17 protein-coding genes are annotated in these 15,414 nt (G+C 70.7%); 10 read left to right on the plus strand and 7 right to left on the minus strand.

Annotated elements, in window-relative coordinates:
- Positions 1-19: 19 nt before the first annotated feature.
- The 6 genes from BMY07_RS32775 to pknB all read left to right on the plus strand — a co-directional run bounded on the left by BMY07_RS32775 (position 20) and on the right by pknB (position 8,406).
- Complete coding sequence (locus BMY07_RS32775) at positions 20-478, plus strand: FHA domain-containing protein FhaB/FipA (RefSeq protein WP_092787118.1); 459 nt, start codon at positions 20-22, stop codon at positions 476-478.
- A complete protein-coding gene (locus BMY07_RS32780) occupies positions 475-1,932 on the plus strand; it encodes a PP2C family protein-serine/threonine phosphatase (RefSeq protein WP_092787120.1) in 1,458 nt (485 codons plus the stop codon). Before BMY07_RS32775 ends, BMY07_RS32780 begins: the two co-directional genes overlap by 4 nt.
- Complete coding sequence (locus BMY07_RS32785) at positions 1,932-3,404, plus strand: FtsW/RodA/SpoVE family cell cycle protein (protein WP_092787122.1); 1,473 nt, start codon at positions 1,932-1,934, stop codon at positions 3,402-3,404. The genes BMY07_RS32780 and BMY07_RS32785 overlap by 1 nt, the downstream gene beginning before the upstream one ends.
- Positions 3,401-4,888, plus strand: coding sequence for a peptidoglycan D,D-transpeptidase FtsI family protein (locus BMY07_RS32790; RefSeq protein WP_092787124.1), 1,488 nt, complete (start codon positions 3,401-3,403; stop codon positions 4,886-4,888). The genes BMY07_RS32785 and BMY07_RS32790 overlap by 4 nt, the downstream gene beginning before the upstream one ends.
- A gap of 3 nt (positions 4,889-4,891) precedes the next feature.
- Positions 4,892-6,340: a protein kinase domain-containing protein gene (locus tag BMY07_RS32795; protein WP_092787126.1), complete on the plus strand. Its 1,449-nt coding sequence runs from the start codon at positions 4,892-4,894 to the stop codon at positions 6,338-6,340.
- A 77-nt stretch (positions 6,341-6,417) separates the two neighbouring features.
- Positions 6,418-8,406 carry a Stk1 family PASTA domain-containing Ser/Thr kinase gene (gene pknB / locus BMY07_RS32800; protein WP_092787128.1) on the plus strand — a complete coding sequence of 663 codons (1,989 nt, stop codon included), beginning with the start codon at positions 6,418-6,420 and terminating at the stop codon, positions 8,404-8,406.
- A gap of 53 nt (positions 8,407-8,459) precedes the next feature.
- On the opposite strand, the gene BMY07_RS32805 is transcribed toward pknB, so the two are convergent.
- The 3 genes from BMY07_RS32805 to BMY07_RS32815 all read right to left on the minus strand — a co-directional run bounded on the left by BMY07_RS32805 (position 8,460) and on the right by BMY07_RS32815 (position 10,220).
- Complete coding sequence (locus BMY07_RS32805) at positions 8,460-9,107, minus strand: aminodeoxychorismate/anthranilate synthase component II (protein WP_092787130.1); 648 nt, start codon at positions 9,105-9,107, stop codon at positions 8,460-8,462.
- A gap of 79 nt (positions 9,108-9,186) precedes the next feature.
- The gene (locus BMY07_RS34725) at positions 9,187-9,342 is read right to left on the minus strand and encodes a hypothetical protein (protein ID WP_092787132.1); all 156 of its coding nucleotides are present in this window, start codon (positions 9,340-9,342) and stop codon (positions 9,187-9,189) included.
- Positions 9,342-10,220 (minus strand): class E sortase, encoded by an 879-nt coding sequence (locus BMY07_RS32815; protein ID WP_245782794.1) that lies wholly within the window; start codon positions 10,218-10,220, stop codon positions 9,342-9,344. Before BMY07_RS32815 ends, BMY07_RS34725 begins: the two co-directional genes overlap by 1 nt.
- Positions 10,221-10,369: 149 nt before the next feature.
- Between BMY07_RS32815 and crgA the strand changes: the two genes are divergently transcribed.
- The gene (crgA, locus tag BMY07_RS32820; protein WP_092787136.1) at positions 10,370-10,636 is read left to right on the plus strand and encodes a cell division protein CrgA; all 267 of its coding nucleotides are present in this window, start codon (positions 10,370-10,372) and stop codon (positions 10,634-10,636) included.
- A 134-nt stretch (positions 10,637-10,770) separates the two neighbouring features.
- The gene (locus tag BMY07_RS32825; RefSeq protein ID WP_092787138.1) at positions 10,771-11,199 is read left to right on the plus strand and encodes a PH domain-containing protein; all 429 of its coding nucleotides are present in this window, start codon (positions 10,771-10,773) and stop codon (positions 11,197-11,199) included.
- Between the two features lie 12 nt (positions 11,200-11,211).
- Here BMY07_RS32825 and BMY07_RS32830 read toward each other — a convergent pair whose 3' ends face one another.
- Positions 11,212-12,102: a rhomboid family intramembrane serine protease gene (locus BMY07_RS32830; RefSeq protein ID WP_092787140.1), complete on the minus strand. Its 891-nt coding sequence runs from the start codon at positions 12,100-12,102 to the stop codon at positions 11,212-11,214.
- Positions 12,103-12,648, minus strand: coding sequence for a peptidylprolyl isomerase (locus BMY07_RS32835; protein WP_245782795.1), 546 nt, complete (start codon positions 12,646-12,648; stop codon positions 12,103-12,105). It abuts the gene before it with no gap.
- A gap of 97 nt (positions 12,649-12,745) precedes the next feature.
- On the opposite strand from BMY07_RS32835, the gene BMY07_RS32840 reads away from it, so the two are divergent.
- Entirely contained in the window at positions 12,746-13,417 is a 672-nt protein-coding gene (locus BMY07_RS32840) for a hypothetical protein (RefSeq protein ID WP_092787144.1), read from the plus strand.
- 54 nt (positions 13,418-13,471) lie between these two features.
- On the opposite strand, the gene BMY07_RS32845 is transcribed toward BMY07_RS32840, so the two are convergent.
- Positions 13,472-14,020, minus strand: coding sequence for a DUF2020 domain-containing protein (locus BMY07_RS32845; protein ID WP_092787146.1), 549 nt, complete (start codon positions 14,018-14,020; stop codon positions 13,472-13,474).
- A gap of 142 nt (positions 14,021-14,162) precedes the next feature.
- Here BMY07_RS32845 and BMY07_RS32850 point away from each other — a divergent pair, with 142 nt between their 5' ends.
- Positions 14,163-14,591, plus strand: a complete 429-nt coding sequence (locus tag BMY07_RS32850) for a DoxX family protein (protein ID WP_092787148.1) — start codon at positions 14,163-14,165, stop codon at positions 14,589-14,591.
- Between the two features lie 85 nt (positions 14,592-14,676).
- On the opposite strand, the gene BMY07_RS32855 is transcribed toward BMY07_RS32850, so the two are convergent.
- Positions 14,677-15,108 carry an OsmC family peroxiredoxin gene (locus BMY07_RS32855; RefSeq protein WP_092787150.1) on the minus strand — a complete coding sequence of 144 codons (432 nt, stop codon included), beginning with the start codon at positions 15,106-15,108 and terminating at the stop codon, positions 14,677-14,679.
- Between the last annotated feature and the right edge of the window lie 306 nt (positions 15,109-15,414).

The raw sequence follows: 15,414 nt of genomic DNA on the forward strand, positions 1-15,414 counted from the left end.
AGCGGAGCGGTCGCAACAAGTGCCTGAGTTGGTGATGCAGCTGACCAGAGCCGGGTTCCTTGCCCTGCTCTGGCTGTTCGTGCTCGCCGCGTTGCGGGTGGTCCGCTCGGACCTCTACGCCGCGTCGGGGTTGCGTGTCGCGGTGCCCGGCTTCCGGAAGTCGACCGCGGCGAAGATGCGCGGGAAGGCGCCGAGACAGCTGGTGGTGACGCACGGGGCGTTGGCGGGGACGCGGATCACCCTCGACGGGCGGCCGATCATGATGGGGCGGGCGGACGACTCGACCCTGGTGCTCGACGACGACTACGCCTCGACCAGGCACGCGAGGTTGTCGCTGCGCGGGACGGACTGGTACGTGGAAGACCTGGGCTCGACGAACGGGACCTACCTGGACCGGGCTAAGGTCACCCAACCCCTCCGGGTGCCACTTGGTGTCCCGATCCGTATCGGCAAGACGGTGATCGAGCTGCGCTCATGACCCTTGTTCTTCGTTACGCGGCCCGCAGCGACCGGGGCCTGGTGCGTTCCAACAACCAGGACTCCGTGTACGCGGGCCCACGCCTGCTCTCCTTGGCCGACGGGATGGGCGGCCACGTCGCCGGTGAGGTCGCCAGCAAGGTGGTGATCGCCGCCCTCGCGCCGCTCGACGACGACGAACCGAGCGAGGACCTGCTCGGGCAGCTGCGCGAGGCGACGCTCGCGGGCAACGGCGCGATCGCCGAACTGGTGGCCAGCGATCCGGAGCTCGACGGGATGGGCACGACGCTGTCGGCCATCCTGTTCGCGGGCAACCGGATCGGGCTGGTGCACGTCGGGGACTCCCGGGTGTACCTGCGCCGCAACGGCCAGTTCTCGCAGATCACCCACGACGACACCTTCGTCCAGTCGCTGATCGACGAGGGTCGCATCACCGAGGACGAGGCCGCGACGCACCCGCAGCGCTCGCTGCTGCTCAAGGCGCTGACCGGGCACGAGGTGGAGCCGACGCTGACGGTGCGCGAGGCGCGCCCCGGCGACCGGTACCTGCTGTGCTCGGACGGGCTGTCCGGTCCGGTGAGCCACGAGACGCTGTCCGAGGCGATCCAGATCCCGGACCCGCAGGAGTGCGCGGACCGGATGATCGAGCTCGCGCTGCGCGGCGGTGGTCCGGACAACGTGACGGTGATCATCGCCGACGTGGTGGACGTGGACTACGGGGACAACCACCCCATCGTCGGCGGCGCCGCGGGCAACGGCTCGGACGAGACACCGCCACCGGACTCGGCCGCGTCGCGGGCGAGCGCGATGACCACGCCCCGGCCGGAGCCGAGGAAGGTCGAGCAGCCCCCGCCGCCGGACCCGAAGGTCAAGCGGCGCAAGCGGGTGCGGCTGGTGGTCGGGTTGCTGCTGCTGCTCGTGCTGCTGGGCTCCGGCGCGGTGGCGGCCAGGATCTGGGTGAACAACCAGTACTTCGTCGGTGAGGGCGACGGCGGGGAGATCGCGATCTTCCAGGGGGTGCGCGGCAGCGTGCTCGGCCTGTCCCTCAACAGCCAGCTGCAGGGCTCCTGCGACCCGAACGTGGCCACGTGCGACAAGTTCTACGTCGACGACCTGGAGCAGTTCGGCAAGGAAGAAGTCCGCAACGGCAACAACACCTTCGGCAACATCGTCGAGGCGCGGGAGTTCGTGCGCGGGCTGCGCAGCAAGTTCGGCCTGCCCGACTGCGACAGCCTGGTGACCTCGCCGAGCACGCCGACGACGACCACGGAGCCCGGCACCCAGCCGGGGCAGCTGACCAGCACCACGAACCCGCTGGCGCCGACCTCCGACCAGGTCGCCACGACCACGCCGACGCTGCCGGGGACGAGTTCGGCGCAGACGTCCGAGCAGGTCGAGCCGCAACCCGGGGTCAACTGCCGCAACCCGCGGGACGAGGACAAGGGCGGCGGCTGATGGGATCTCCGGTCCAGGGCGCGGGTGGTCCGGCGGCCGGGCAGAGCAGCGCAGGCACCGACGCCGCCGCGGCGCCGACCAGGCGCGGCACCGAGCTGCTGCTGCTCGGGTTCGCCGCCTTCGTGGTCTCCGCCGCGCTGATGCTCGTCGAGGCCAACCAGGAGCAGCAGCTGACGCTGCGCATCTTCTGGTACGGGCTGGCGTTCCTGGGCCTGTTCGGTGTCGCGCACGTGGCGGTGCGGCGGTTCGCGCCGTACGCGGACCCGCTGATCCTGCCCTGCGTCGCGCTGCTCAACGGCCTGGGCCTGGTGATGATCTACCGGATCGACCTGGCGATGACCGAGAAGGCGCTGCGCGCGGGCCGGGAGATCAACAACGACGTGCCCAAGCAGATCCTGTGGACCACGGTCGCGCTGGCGCTGTTCCTGGCCGTGCTGATCGTGGTCAAGGACCACCGCACGCTCACCAAGTACAGCTACACCTTCGGCCTGGTCGGGCTGGTCCTGCTCGCCCTGCCCGCGTTCCTGCCCAGCGTCATCGCCCCGACGATCAACGGCGCGAAGATCTGGCTCAAGGCCGGTCCGTTCTCGCTGCAGCCGGGTGAGTTCGCCAAGATCCTGCTGCTGGTGTTCTTCGCCGCGTTCCTGGTGTCCAAACGCGACCTGTTCATGGCGGCCGGTCGCCGGGTGCTCGGGGTGGACCTGCCGCGGGCGCGCGACCTCGGGCCGGTCGTGTTCGCGTGGGCGGTCTCGCTGGGCGTCCTGGTGTTCCAGAAGGACCTCGGCACCTCGCTGCTGTTCTTCGGCACCATCCTGGTGATGCTCTACGTCGCCACCGAGCGCGCCGTGTGGGTCGTGCTCGGCCTCACGCTGTTCGTCGGCGGCGCGATCGTCGCCTACAACCTGTTCACCCACGTGCAGCAGCGCGTGGCGAACTGGTTCGACCCGCTGGCGACCTACGCCGACGCGGGCGGCGGCTACCAGATCGCGCAGGCGCTGTTCGGGCTCGGCACCGGCGGGGTCGGCGGCACCGGCCTCGGCGCGGGCCGCCCGGAACTGGTGCCGCTGGCCAACACCGACTTCATCGCGGCCGCGATCGGCGAGGAGCTCGGCTTCATCGGCCTCGCCGCGCTGCTGCTGGTCTACACCGTGCTGGCGCTGCGCGGCATGCGCAGCGCGCTCGCCGTGCGCGACACCTTCGGCAAGCTCCTCGGCGGCGGGTTGTCCTTCCTGCTGATCATGCAGGTGTTCGTGGTCGTCGGCGGCGTCACCAAGCTCATCCCGATGACCGGCATCACCGCGCCGTTCCTGTCCTACGGGGGTTCCTCGCTGCTGGCCAACTACGTGCTGATCGCGCTGCTGCTGCGGATCTCCGACGCCGCGCGCAGGCCGCAGACCGGCGCCAGGCCGCGGCCGGTGCCCCAGGCCCCCATCGCGGAGGCGCACACGGTGATGGTGGAGCGGCCGACATGAACACCCCGCTGCGCCGGGTCGGCCTCGCCATGCTCGGCATGATCATCCTGCTGCTGGCCAACGCCACCTACATCCAGATCATCAAGGCCGACGACTACCGCGAGGACCCGCGCAACCAGCGCGTCCTGCTGGAGGAGTACTCCCGAGAGCGCGGCAAGATCCTCGCCAGGGGCGCCAACAACCAGGCCCAGATGCTGGCCACCGTCCTGCCGACCAACGACCGGTTGCGCTACCTGCGCCAGTACACCGCCGGCCCCACCTTCGCGCCTGTCACCGGCTTCTACTCGGTGCGCTACGGCGCGGGCGGGTTGGAGCGCGCCGAGGACGAGATCCTCAACGGCTCCGACGACCGGCTGTTCGTGCGCCGCCTGTCCGACCTGATCACCGGTCGCGACCCGCGCGGCGGCAACATCGAGCTGACCATCAACCCGGCCGCGCAGACCGCCGCGTACGACGCGATGGCCAAGGCCGGGTTCGCGGGCTCGGTGGTGGCGCTCAACCCGAAGACCGGCGAGATCCTGGCCATGGTCAGCACCCCGTCCTACGACCCGAACACGCTCTCCGCGCACGACGGTGCCGCGCAGGAGAAGGCGTGGAAGGACTACAACGCCGACAAGCGCAAGCCGATGCTGAACCGGGCCATCTCGGAGACCTACGCGCCGGGCTCGACGTTCAAGCTCGTCATCGCCGCCGCCGCGCTCGAGGACGGCAAGTCCAAGGAGGACCAGGTCACCTCGACCGACCGGCTCCAGGTCGGCGGTTCCGAGCTGCGCAACTACAACCGCGGCTTCTGCAACGGCACCCCGAACGGGGTGACCATGGAGGTCGCGCTGTCGCTGTCGTGCAACACCGCCTTCGCGCAGCTGGCCGGTGACCTCGGCCCCGGCAAGGTCAGCGAGCAGGCGGCCGCGTTCGGCATCGGCGAGTCCGACCTGGCCGTCCCGATGCGCGTCGAGCAGTCCTGCATCGGCCCGTCCACCGCGTGCATGAGCGTCGGCGACAAGGCCGCGCTGATGCAGACCGGCATCGGCCAGCGCGACGTGCGGCTCAGCCCGCTGCAGAACGCGCAGATCGTGGCCACCATCGCCAACGGCGGCGAGCGGATGCGGCCGCAGCTGGTCAAGTCGGTGCTCGCGCCGGACCTCTCGGAGATCTCCCGGCTCGACACCGACAGCCTCGGCCGGGCCATGTCCCGCGACGCCGCCGGGCAGCTGCGCGACATGATGGTCGCCTCCGAGGCCAAGACCGGCGGCGACGGCAAGCGCGACGGGCTGACCATCGCGTCCAAGACCGGCACCGCCGAGACCGGCAACGACCCGAAGAACACCCCGCCGTTCGCCTGGTACGTGGCCTTCGCGCCCGCCGACGACCCGAAGATCGCGATCGCCGTCGTCGTGGAGAGCCAGGACGTGGCCGCGACCGGCGGCAAGCTCTCCGCCGCGATCGGCAGGGCCACCATCGCCGCCGCGCTTGGCGGTGGCTGAGCCGTGTTCACCTCGGGCCAACTGCTCGCCGACCGCTACCGGCTCGCCCGCCGGATCGCGGTCGGCGGCATGGGCGAGGTGTGGGAGGCCGCCGACACCCGGCTCGACCGCAACGTCGCGGTCAAGGTGCTCAAGCCGGAGCTGTGCGGGGACGCCGAGTTCCTGCACCGCTTCCGCACCGAGGCGCGCACGACCGCGTCGATCAACCACCCCGGCATCGCCTCCGTGCACGACTACGGCGAGACCGCGTCCATCGTCGACGGCCCGCAGGACACCGCGTACCTGGTGATGGAACTGGTCGAGGGCGACCCGCTCGCGGCGATCCTGGCCAAGGAGGGCCGGATCGGCGCCGAGCGCACCCTCGACATCCTCGAGCAGGCCGGGCACGCGCTGCAGGCCGCGCACGAACGCGGGTACGTGCACCGCGACGTGAAGCCGGGCAACATCCTGATCACCCCGACCGGCGTGGTGAAGCTGACCGACTTCGGCATCGCCAAGGCGGCCGACGCGGCACCGGTCACCCGCTCCGGCATGGTCATGGGCACCGCGCACTACATCGCCCCCGAGCAGGCCCTCGGGCACGAGGCCGAACCCGCCAGCGACGTGTACTCCCTCGCCGTGGTCGGCTACGAGTGCCTGACCGGGCGCAGGCCGTTCCTGTCGGAGAACGCGGTGACGGTCGCGATGATGCACATCCGCGACATCCCGCCGCCGCTGCCGCCGGACATCCCGCCCGGCGCGCGCGCGGTGATCGAGGCGACGCTGGTGAAGGACCCCCGGCAGCGCTACGGCAGCGGTGGCGAGTTCGCCGCCGCGGTGGCCGCCATCCGCGCGGGCCGCCCGCTGCCCGCGCCGGCCGGGTACGCCATGGCCGCCCAACGGCACGGCATGCGCACCCCGCCGACCGGCACCCACCCCGGCATGCACCCGGTGGCGCCACCGCCGGGACATCCGAACTCGACCGGTTTCGCGATGCAGCCACCCCCGCAGCGCTCCGGCCGGGGCGGCTTATGGGTGGCCATCGTGGTGCTGGCGATCGCGTTGATCGTCGCGCTGGCGATCGGCCTCCCCGCGATCTTCAGCTCGGACGGGCCGGGGGACCTGCCCGGCGAGCAGGCACCCCGCACCACCACCGCGGTCGTGCCCGACGACAGCGAGGAACCCGGCGGACCACCCGCCGGGCAGCAACCCACCTCGCGCACCCCGCGTCCCACCGAGGGCGAGGACGACGACACGGTCACCATCATCCCCACCCGGTACGCCAAGCGGCCCGCGGACGAGGTGGCCGCGGAGTTGACCAGGCTCGGCGCGTCACCGATGGTGCTCACCGAGGACGGCCTCGTGCCGCAGGACCCGACCGGTTGCCTGGTTGTCGAAGTCTCGCCAGTGGGCCGGGTCCCGCGCGGCGCGCCAGTCACAATCAGGTGCAGGCAGAACGGACCCGCGGGATGAGCGACGACCGGACGACGACGGTCGCCACAGCAGGCATGATGGGACAGGACATTGACTAGGAGCGGGGCAACGCACCGATGACCACACCGCGACTGCTCTCGAACCGCTACGAGATCGGTGAGACGATCGGTTACGGCGGCATGTCCGAGGTCCACCGCGGCCGCGACGTCCGGCTCAGCCGCGAGGTCGCGGTGAAGGTGCTCCGCCAGGACCTCGCCCGCGACCCGCAGTTCCAGGAGCGGTTCCGCCGCGAGGCGCAGAACGCCGCCGCGCTCAACCACCCGGCGATCGTGGCCGTCTACGACACCGGCGAGACCCGCATCGAGACCGGGCCGCTGCCCTACATCGTCATGGAGTACGTCGACGGGCGGACGCTGCGCGACATCGTCAAGTCCGAGGGACCGCTGCCCGGCCAGCGCGCCATGGAGATCATGGCCGACGTCTGCGCCGCGCTGGACTTCAGCCACCGGCACGGCATCGTGCACCGCGACGTCAAGCCCGCCAACGTGATGATCACCCGCTCCGGCGCGGTGAAGGTGATGGACTTCGGCATCGCCCGCGCGCTCGCCGACGGCCAGGTCGCGGTCACGCAGACCTCCGCGGTGATCGGCACCGCCCAGTACCTGTCCCCCGAGCAGGCCCGCGGCGAGACCGTGGACAACCGCTCCGACGTCTACGCCACCGGCTGCGTGCTCTTCGAGCTGCTCACCGGTGAGCCGCCGTTCACCGGTGACTCGCCGGTCGCCGTCGCCTACCAGCACGTGCGCGAGGACCCGCGGCCGCCGTCGGCGCTGAACCCGAGGGTCAGCCCGCAGCTGGACGCCATCGTGCTCAAGGCGATGTCCAAGGGCGCGGCGAACCGGTACCAGTCCGCGGCCGAGATGCGCACCGACATCGTGCGCGTGCTCTCCGGCCAGCGCCCCGCTGCGCCGATGGTGATGACCGACGAGGACCGCACCGCGGTGCTGGGCCAGAACCGGCAGCCCGAGGTGCGCGGCCGCCACCGGCCCGAGGTGCTCTCGGACGACTACGACGATTACAACGCCTACGACGCCGAGGACGACCGCGCGCGCAAACGGCGCAAGACCTGGCTGATCGTGCTGGTAGCCCTCGTCGTCGCCGCCCTGATCGCGCTGCTGTTCCTGTTGCTCAGCGGCAAGGACAAACCCACGACCGCCGACTCGTTCGCGCTACCCGACGTGCGCAAGCAGGTCGAGGCGCAGGCCAACGCCACCCTGGCCAACCAGGGCCTGCAGGTGGTCCGCGAGGCGGTCGCCTGCGAGCAGACCGCCGACGGCCAACCGGGTCCGTGCACCGCCGACGACATCGGCAAGGTCGTCGACACCGCGCCTGCCGCGGGCGCCCAGGTGCGCAAGGGCGACCGGATCACGCTGAAGATCGGCACCGCGCCCGGCAAGGTCGCCGTGCCGGACGTGGCAGGCAAGACCCAGGACGAGGCCAAGAAGATCCTGCAGGACGCCAAGCTCGGGGTGGCCGCGGCCGTCGACGAGGTCGAGGTCGACGACGAGAAGCAGATCGGCAAGGTCGTCGAGACCAGCCCGCCGGTCGGCCAGCAGGTCAACCCCGGCACCCAGGTCAAGCTGGTGGTCGGCAAGGGCCCCGACACCGTCGAGGTCACCAACCTGGTCGGCCAGGACTTCGAGACCGCGTCGAAGAACCTCACCGCCGCCGGTTTCGTGCCGCAGCGCAAGGACGTGTCCTCGGACCGCCCGGCCGGTGAGGTCGTCGACCAGGCGCCCAAGAGCGGCAAGGCGCGCAAGGGCACCACGATCACGCTGAGCGTCTCCAAGGGCGACAAGGTCGACATCGAGATGCCCGACCTGGAGGGCAAGACCCGCGCCGAGGCCGAGGCCCTGCTGCGCCAGCGCGGCTGGTCCGGCCAGTTCAACGTGATCGACGAGCCGACCAACGACCCCGACCAGGTCGGCAAGATCGTCGACCAGCAGCAGCAGCCGGGCGACAAGATCGGCAAGGACACCACGATCGGGGTGCGGATCGGCAAGGCGCGCAACACGCCCACGATCCCGACCTTCCCGACCAGGTAGCTCCTACGACAAGGCCCCCACCGGTACGCCGGTGGGGGCCTTGGGCTTTGGTCCTAGCCGAGCGCCTTGGTCAGCTCGCGCATGCCGCGCTCGAGTTCCTCGACCCGCGCCGGGGGCACCTCGAAGCCCGCGTCGGCGAGGAAGTTGGCCAGCATCCGGTGGCCGCCGTCGGTGAGCACCGACTCGGGGTGGAACTGCACGCCGTGCACCGGCAGCTCCCGGTGCCGCATCGCCATCACGATGCCGCTCTCGGTCCGCCCGGTGACCTCGAAGTCGTCCGGGATGGTGTCCGGCACGATCGACAGCGAGTGGTAGCGCGTCGCGGTGAACGGGTCCGGCAGCCCCTTGAGCACCCCACCCCCGTTGTGCCGCACCTGGCTCGTCTTCCCGTGCAACAACTCCGGCGCCTGCGTCACGGTCGCCCCCCACGCCACCGCGATCGCCTGGTGCCCCAGGCACACCCCCAACAACGGCGTCCCCGCGTCGGCACACCGCCGCACCACCTCGACACTGCGCCCCGCCCGCTCCGGCGTACTGGGCCCAGGACTCACCAGAACCGCGTCGAACCCGTCGAGCACATCAGCCCGCCCCAACTCCGCCGCGTCGTTGCGCCAGACCTCGCACTCAGCACCCAACTGCGCCAGGTACTGCACGAGGTTGTAGACGAAGCTGTCGTAGTTGTCGACCACGAGAACGCGCATGCGGGCCAACCTACCCGCCCACCCACGCCTCCCGCGCCCGACATATCCACGGCAGCCGGTCAGCGGTGGACCGCCGAACTCACTGGGTGGTGACCTGGTTGAACGGCAGCTTGGGCTCGACCCACGGGAAGACGACCAGCATCAGCAGGGCGATGACGCCTGCGACCAGGACGACGGCGGTCAGCACCCGGACGGCGGTGGGGCCCGGGAGGTGGCGCCAGATCCACCCGTACATCAGCTGGTCTCCTTCAACTCGGGTGGCGTCTCGCCGGGCTTGGTCGGGTCCTTCGCCCACTGCTTGACCAGGACGGCGTGAACGATGAGGCGTTGGCGGTCGGAGAAGCGGGGGTGGCAGGTCGTCAGGGTCATCAGGGTGGCGCGTTCACCGATGCTGGGGGCGCCGCCCGCCTGGCCGGGGATGGGGGCGATGACGGTGCCCTGGCTGGGGTTGACGATCTGCTGGCCGACGAGGCCGGTGTAAGGGCCGCCGAGGGGGGCTACGCCCTGGCAGCGCGGGTCGGTGCCCTTGCCAGCCGCCCAGCCGTCGACCTCGTCCTTCTTGGGCAGCATGCGGTAGACGAACCAGTTGAACCTGGTCTCGACCACGATCGCGTCGCAGGAGCCCAGCAGGTCGATGTCGTTGAACGGGGCGCCCTTGCCGACCCGGTGCCCGGCGACGGCGAAGTTGCCCGGCTCGCCCGGGTACGCGGTGCCCTTGTAGTGGCCTGGGCCGATCTCCAGGGAGCGCTCGGTGGTGCCCTCGATGATGGTGAACGAGTAGTCGGCGCCGAAGGAGGGGATGTGCATCTTGGCGAACCCGGCGCCCTCGCCGAGGCCGTCGAAGCGCTCGACCCGCTGCTGCTCGGGCGCGGCCGGGGCCTCGTCGTTCCACTCGGTGTCCAGCTGCGAGGTCGCCTCACGCTGCTTACCTGCGGAAACGATGTCGGTCACGTAGACCTCGTAAACCACGAACAGCAGCACGACCAGCCCGGCGGTGATCAGCAACTCGCCGATGCCGCGGACGACGGTGCGCACCCGGTCCGGCCGCGCAGGCGGCTCGTCGGGGCTGTCGAGGTCGCCGGCAGGCGGGCCACCGGTGTCGAGCGTTGTCACGCGAGGCTCCTTCCGGCCTGCGGATCCGAACATCGTTGGCGACTGGTGATTCGCCGACCTGCTCAGCTACGTTAACGTGTTGCACCGGCGGGAGTCGTCCCAACACGAGCGCGCCCGCACCCGACCGCACCACGTCAGGCGAGGACAGCATGCCGAAGTCCAAGGTCCGCAAGAAGGCCGCGTACACCCCACCGGCCGACCGTCGCACGCCTGTGAAGGTGAAGCAGGCTGGGCCGTCACACCCGATCTACATCGCCGTGATGCTCGGCATCATGGTGCTGGGCCTGGCCTGGCTGGTCGTGAACTACATCGCAGGCGAGAAGATCCCATTCATGACCGACCTCGGCAACTGGAACTTCGCCATCGGGTTCGCCCTGATGATCTCCGGTTTGCTGATGACCATGCGGTGGCGCTGAGCCCACGCACGGCGGTCACGGGTCCCCCGCCCGGCTATCACCACGCTGGGCGACGGGGACTGCTCCATTCAGCGGACAGTCACTGAACCACACGGATGTAAGTAGTCCCCAATGTGGATAACTACTGTGGATGAATGCCCGTGACACCCGAGGACAGGTCAGCGCAGTGGGCTCCCGAGCCCAGGGTGGTGGCCGTCGGCTGGCTGCTGGCGGCTGCATCCGCGCTGGTCGCGGCCCTGGTCGACGACCCGAGGGGTGCGCTGCTGCTCATCGCGGCAGCGGGACTGCTCGGGGTCTTCGCGTTGCTCGGAACGCTGCGCAGACCGCGGCTGACCGCGGATGCCCGGGGTATCACCCTTCGGGGGGTACGCGGGAGCAAGCAGTGGAGCTGGGGCGAGGTGAACGTGCGCCTGGTGCACACCCGCAGGCTCGGCCGCGAGTCCAGCGCCCTCGAACTCGACGCGGACAACGCGGCCGAACCGGACCTGGTCCTGCTCGGCCGCCTCGACCTCGGTGCCGACCCGCAGGACGTGGTCGAGCACCTGCTGCGCCTGCGCACCTGAGCCCGAGCGCGGCTAGACCGGGTAGAGCCAGTCCAGGATCTGCGCCGTGCGGATGGCGTAGAGCCCGATGAGCGCCGCGGTCACCAGGACCACGGTGCTGACCTGCCACGTCCGCCGCTGCTGCGGGGGCGCGTAGACCATCCCGAAGGTCACCGCCGCGCCGACGGCCAGACCGCCGAGGTGCGCGAGCAGCGACACGCCCGGGACGGTCACGCTGATCGCCAGGTTCACCGCGAGCACGCCGAAGACGTTCATCAGCGCGTGCTTGTCCTGCTTGAGCCGCAGCACCGCCACGATCAAGCCGCCCAGCAGGCCGTAGATGGCCCCGGACGCGCCAGCGCCCTCGACCCGCAGCTCGCCGAACACGTACGGCGCAGCGCTGCCGCCGAGCAGCGACAGCAGGTAGACGATCGCGAACCGGCCGCGGCCCAGCAGCAGCTCCATGTCCCGCAGGAACCACAGCGCGACCATGTTGACCGCGAGGTGGATCGGCCCGAAGTGCAGGAAACCGCTGGTCAGCACCCGCCACCACTCGCCGTCGGCGACCAGCGGGGGGTACTCGGAGAGCTCGTGGAACAGCGTGGAGCTGTCGTTGTTGATGGGGTCCTTCGCCACCAGCGCGGTGATCACGAAGACCACGACGTTGATCGCGATCAGGGCGGGGACCAGGACCGGCTTGCTCTCCAGCCGGGCACCGGCCACCGTCGTCGGCTGCAACCGGACCTGCCGTCCGGCGTTCACGCAGTCGACGCACTGGAAGCCGACCGAGGCCTCGACGAGGCACTCGGGGCAGGCGGGCCGACCACAGCGGGTGCAGCTCAACCCGGTGAGCCGGTCGGGGTGGCGGACGCAGGCGGGCAGGCCCGCCTGCGTCCCCGGGTCGGACTGGTGTGGTGGGGTCACCTAGCGCTCGATGGTGACCTTGGTGATCACGATGTCGGTGACCGGCTTGTCACCGGGGTTGGTCGCGGTGTTGCCGATCGCGTCCACCACGGTGCGCGACTCCTGGTCGGCCACCTCACCGAAGATCGTGTGCTTGAAGTTGAGCCAGGTGGTCGGGGCCACCGTGATGAAGAACTGGGACCCGTTGGTGTTGGCGCCCGCGTTGGCCATGGCCAGCAGGTAGGGCCGGTTGAACTGCAGTTCCGGGTGGAACTCGTCGGCGAACTCGTAACCGGGGCCGCCGCGGCCGGTGCCGGTCGGGTCGCCGCCCTGCAGCATGAAGCCGTCGATGACGCGGTGGAAGATCGAGCCGTCGTAGAACGGACCCGAGGTTCCCCCCTGGGCGTTCTGGGCCTTGTACTCCTTGGAGCCCTCGGCGAGCCCGACGAAGTTCGCGACCGTCTTGGGCGCGTGGTCCGGGAACAGGTCGATGCGGATGTCACCCTGCGAGGTGTGCAGGGTGGCGGTCACCTTGGTCCCGACGAGGGATGCGTTGCTGTCTGCCACCGCCCCATCGTGCCATCTTCGGCGAGATCCGCTCGGAAGGGGCAGGATTGACGGGGTCAGGAAAGGTCCCTGAGCACACGATGGACGAGGTGAAGCCATGACCCGGGCCGGAGAGACGGTGGGCAAGGCCGTCGGCACCGGCTGGCGCGCGGTCCGCGAAGGTGCGGTTCGCGCCTCAGCAGCCGGGGCGGAGGCGGCGCACGCAGCCGAGCAGAAGCTCGCCGCCAAGGGCGTCGCCCCCCAGCAGGTCGCCGAGGCACTGGCCGAGACGGCGCAGGTGGCCAAGGAAGAGGTCATCCAGACCACCCGCCGCACCCGCAAGCGCCTGGCCAAGACGGCCCAGCAGGCCCGCAAGGACCTGGCGAAGGCGGCGAAGCAGGCCCGCAAGGACGCCCTCAGGCACCCGGCGACCAAGCGGGCGAGCAAGGCGACCGGGCCGGTGCGGGCCCAGGTCAAGCAGCTGAAGAAGGACCTCAAGCCGCAGGTCAAGCAGTACCGCAAGGAGCTGGAGACGCAGCTGCGGGCGGCCAAGTCGGCCGCGCGGCAGGCGGCGAAGGACCCGTCGGCCAAGCGCCGCAGGTGGCCGTGGCTGCTGGCGGTCCTGGGCATCGGCGCCGGTGCGGCCGTCGTCCTGCGCGGCAAGTCCCAGCAGGCCCCGGTCGAGCCCCAGCCGCAACGCCCGAAGCCGCCGGTCGCCGAGACGCCGACCGGTGGGGCCGAGCGCAACGGCCAGGCCAAGCCGAACCAGCCGATCAGCTCCGAGAAGTAGCTCCGCACCGAGGCGGCCGACCTGCGGGGGTCGGCCGCCTCGCCACGTCCGGGGTCAGAGGCCGAGGTTGGTGATGACCGTCTCGGTGATCCGGCGGGCCTTGATGGTCTGCTCCTGGTTGGTACTGACCACGACCGCCGTGCCCGCCTTGGCGACGGCGTAGACGGCGCCCTTGTCGCCGGAGAGCGAGCCGCCGGTCCACCCCGCCGGGGACGACGCGGGGTTCGACGAGGCGATGGGGGCGGCCTCGTCGACCACCAGCTTCGCGATGGCCGGTTCGCCGGTGTAGACGCGGACGGTGAGCTGGACGCTCCCGTCCGGGCGGTAGTAGAAGCACGCCGGGTGGGGTTTGTCCCCGGACGTGCGCACCTTGGTCACGTGCTGCCCGTTGGCGTCGGCCACCACCGAGCTCTCCAGGTACGGGCACGGCCCGTCCGCGACCGGCTCCGGGGCAGGCGGGGCGGCTGCCGCGCCCGTGGAGGTCGGCTGGGTCGGTGGGGCGACGGCGGTGGTGGTGGGCCGCGGCTGGTCGGCGGGCGGCTCGGTGCTGGTGCACGCCGCGAGCGCGAGCAGGGGCGCGGCGAGGATCACGGCTCTTCTCATGGCCGGGCAAGTCAACCAGATAGCGCTAAGTGTGGTCCCGGCCACTCATTGAACCGGATGACGGTCAGGGGCATTACAGACAGTGTGGCCTCGGCCACGGATGGATGACCCCCTGTTGTTCCGAAATGAAAGAGAGCCAGGCATGGACCTGTTCGACAGAACAAGGGACCACGTACTAGCCCTGTTCCGGATCGTCATCGGCTTCCTGTTCGCCCTGCACGGCGCCGCCACCCTGTTCGACGTGCTCGGCGGTCCCGCCACCGGCAAGGTCCCCGCGTTCGCCCAGTGGCCCAGCTGGTGGGCCGCGGTGATCGAGCTCGTCGGCGGCGGACTCGTGGCGCTGGGCCTGGGCACCCGGTGGGCCGCGCTGCTGTGCTCCGGCACCATGGCGTACGCGTACTTCGTCGTGCACCAGAAGATCGGGCTGTTCCCGATGGAGAACGGCGGCGAGAGCGCGGCGCTGTTCTCCTGGTCGTTCCTGCTGATCGCGTTCTTCGGCCCGGGCAAGTGGGCCGTCGACCAGGTGATCGGGCGTTCCCGCCAGGCCGAACCCGCGGGCGTCGCGGGCTGATCACGCGGTGGTGCGTCCCCCGGTCCGGACACCGGGGCGGACGCCGGAGGGGGCGGGGGACCACGTGTCCCCCGCCCCCTCGCCGTCAGCTCAACGCCGCGTCGAGGGTGATCTCGGTCCCGGTCAGCGCGGCCGACACCGGGCAGATCCGCTTGGCGGTCTCGGCGATCTCACCGAACTTGTCCCCGTCGAGCCCCGGCACGCTCGCCCTGGCGGTCAACGCGATCCCCAGGATCGCGAACCCGTCGCCCTTCTTCCCGAAGCTCACCACCGCGCTCGTCTCGATCCGCTCCGGCGGCGTCCCATTGGCCCCCAACAACCCGGACAGCTGCATCGAGTAGCACGACGAGTGCGCCGCCGCGATCAACTCCTCCGGACTCGTCTGCCCGTTGGCCTCCTGCGCCCGCGACGGGAACGACACCGTGAACGCCGCCGCCTTGGACGTGTCCAGGCTGACCTCCCCAGCCCCCCGAGCCAGATCCCCACTCCACACAGTCGTAGCCGCCCGCTCAGTCATTCCCCAACTCCAAGTCCGTAGGTACGCCCCCCATGCTCGTCCCTACCAACCCCACCCGCGAGCCCACCCGCCCGGCTGCACGCGCCCCCAACCCCCGCCAGCGAACCCGCCAACTCCACCACCGCACCGTGGGAGTCTGGGGGGTCGCCCCCCAGAAACAATGACGGACGACCCGGTCTGCGCACTCCGCAGACACAGATCGCCCGAGTCCGTGGAGCTAACGTCAATGCATGAGAACCACCCCGTGGTGGCCAGGGGGCCTGAGCTCCAGGTCACGCTGGTAGGGCAACCAGTCGGGCCAGCCGC

The sequence above is a fragment of the Actinokineospora terrae genome, assembly GCF_900111175.1.
Lineage (GTDB): Bacteria > Actinomycetota > Actinomycetes > Mycobacteriales > Pseudonocardiaceae > Actinokineospora > Actinokineospora terrae.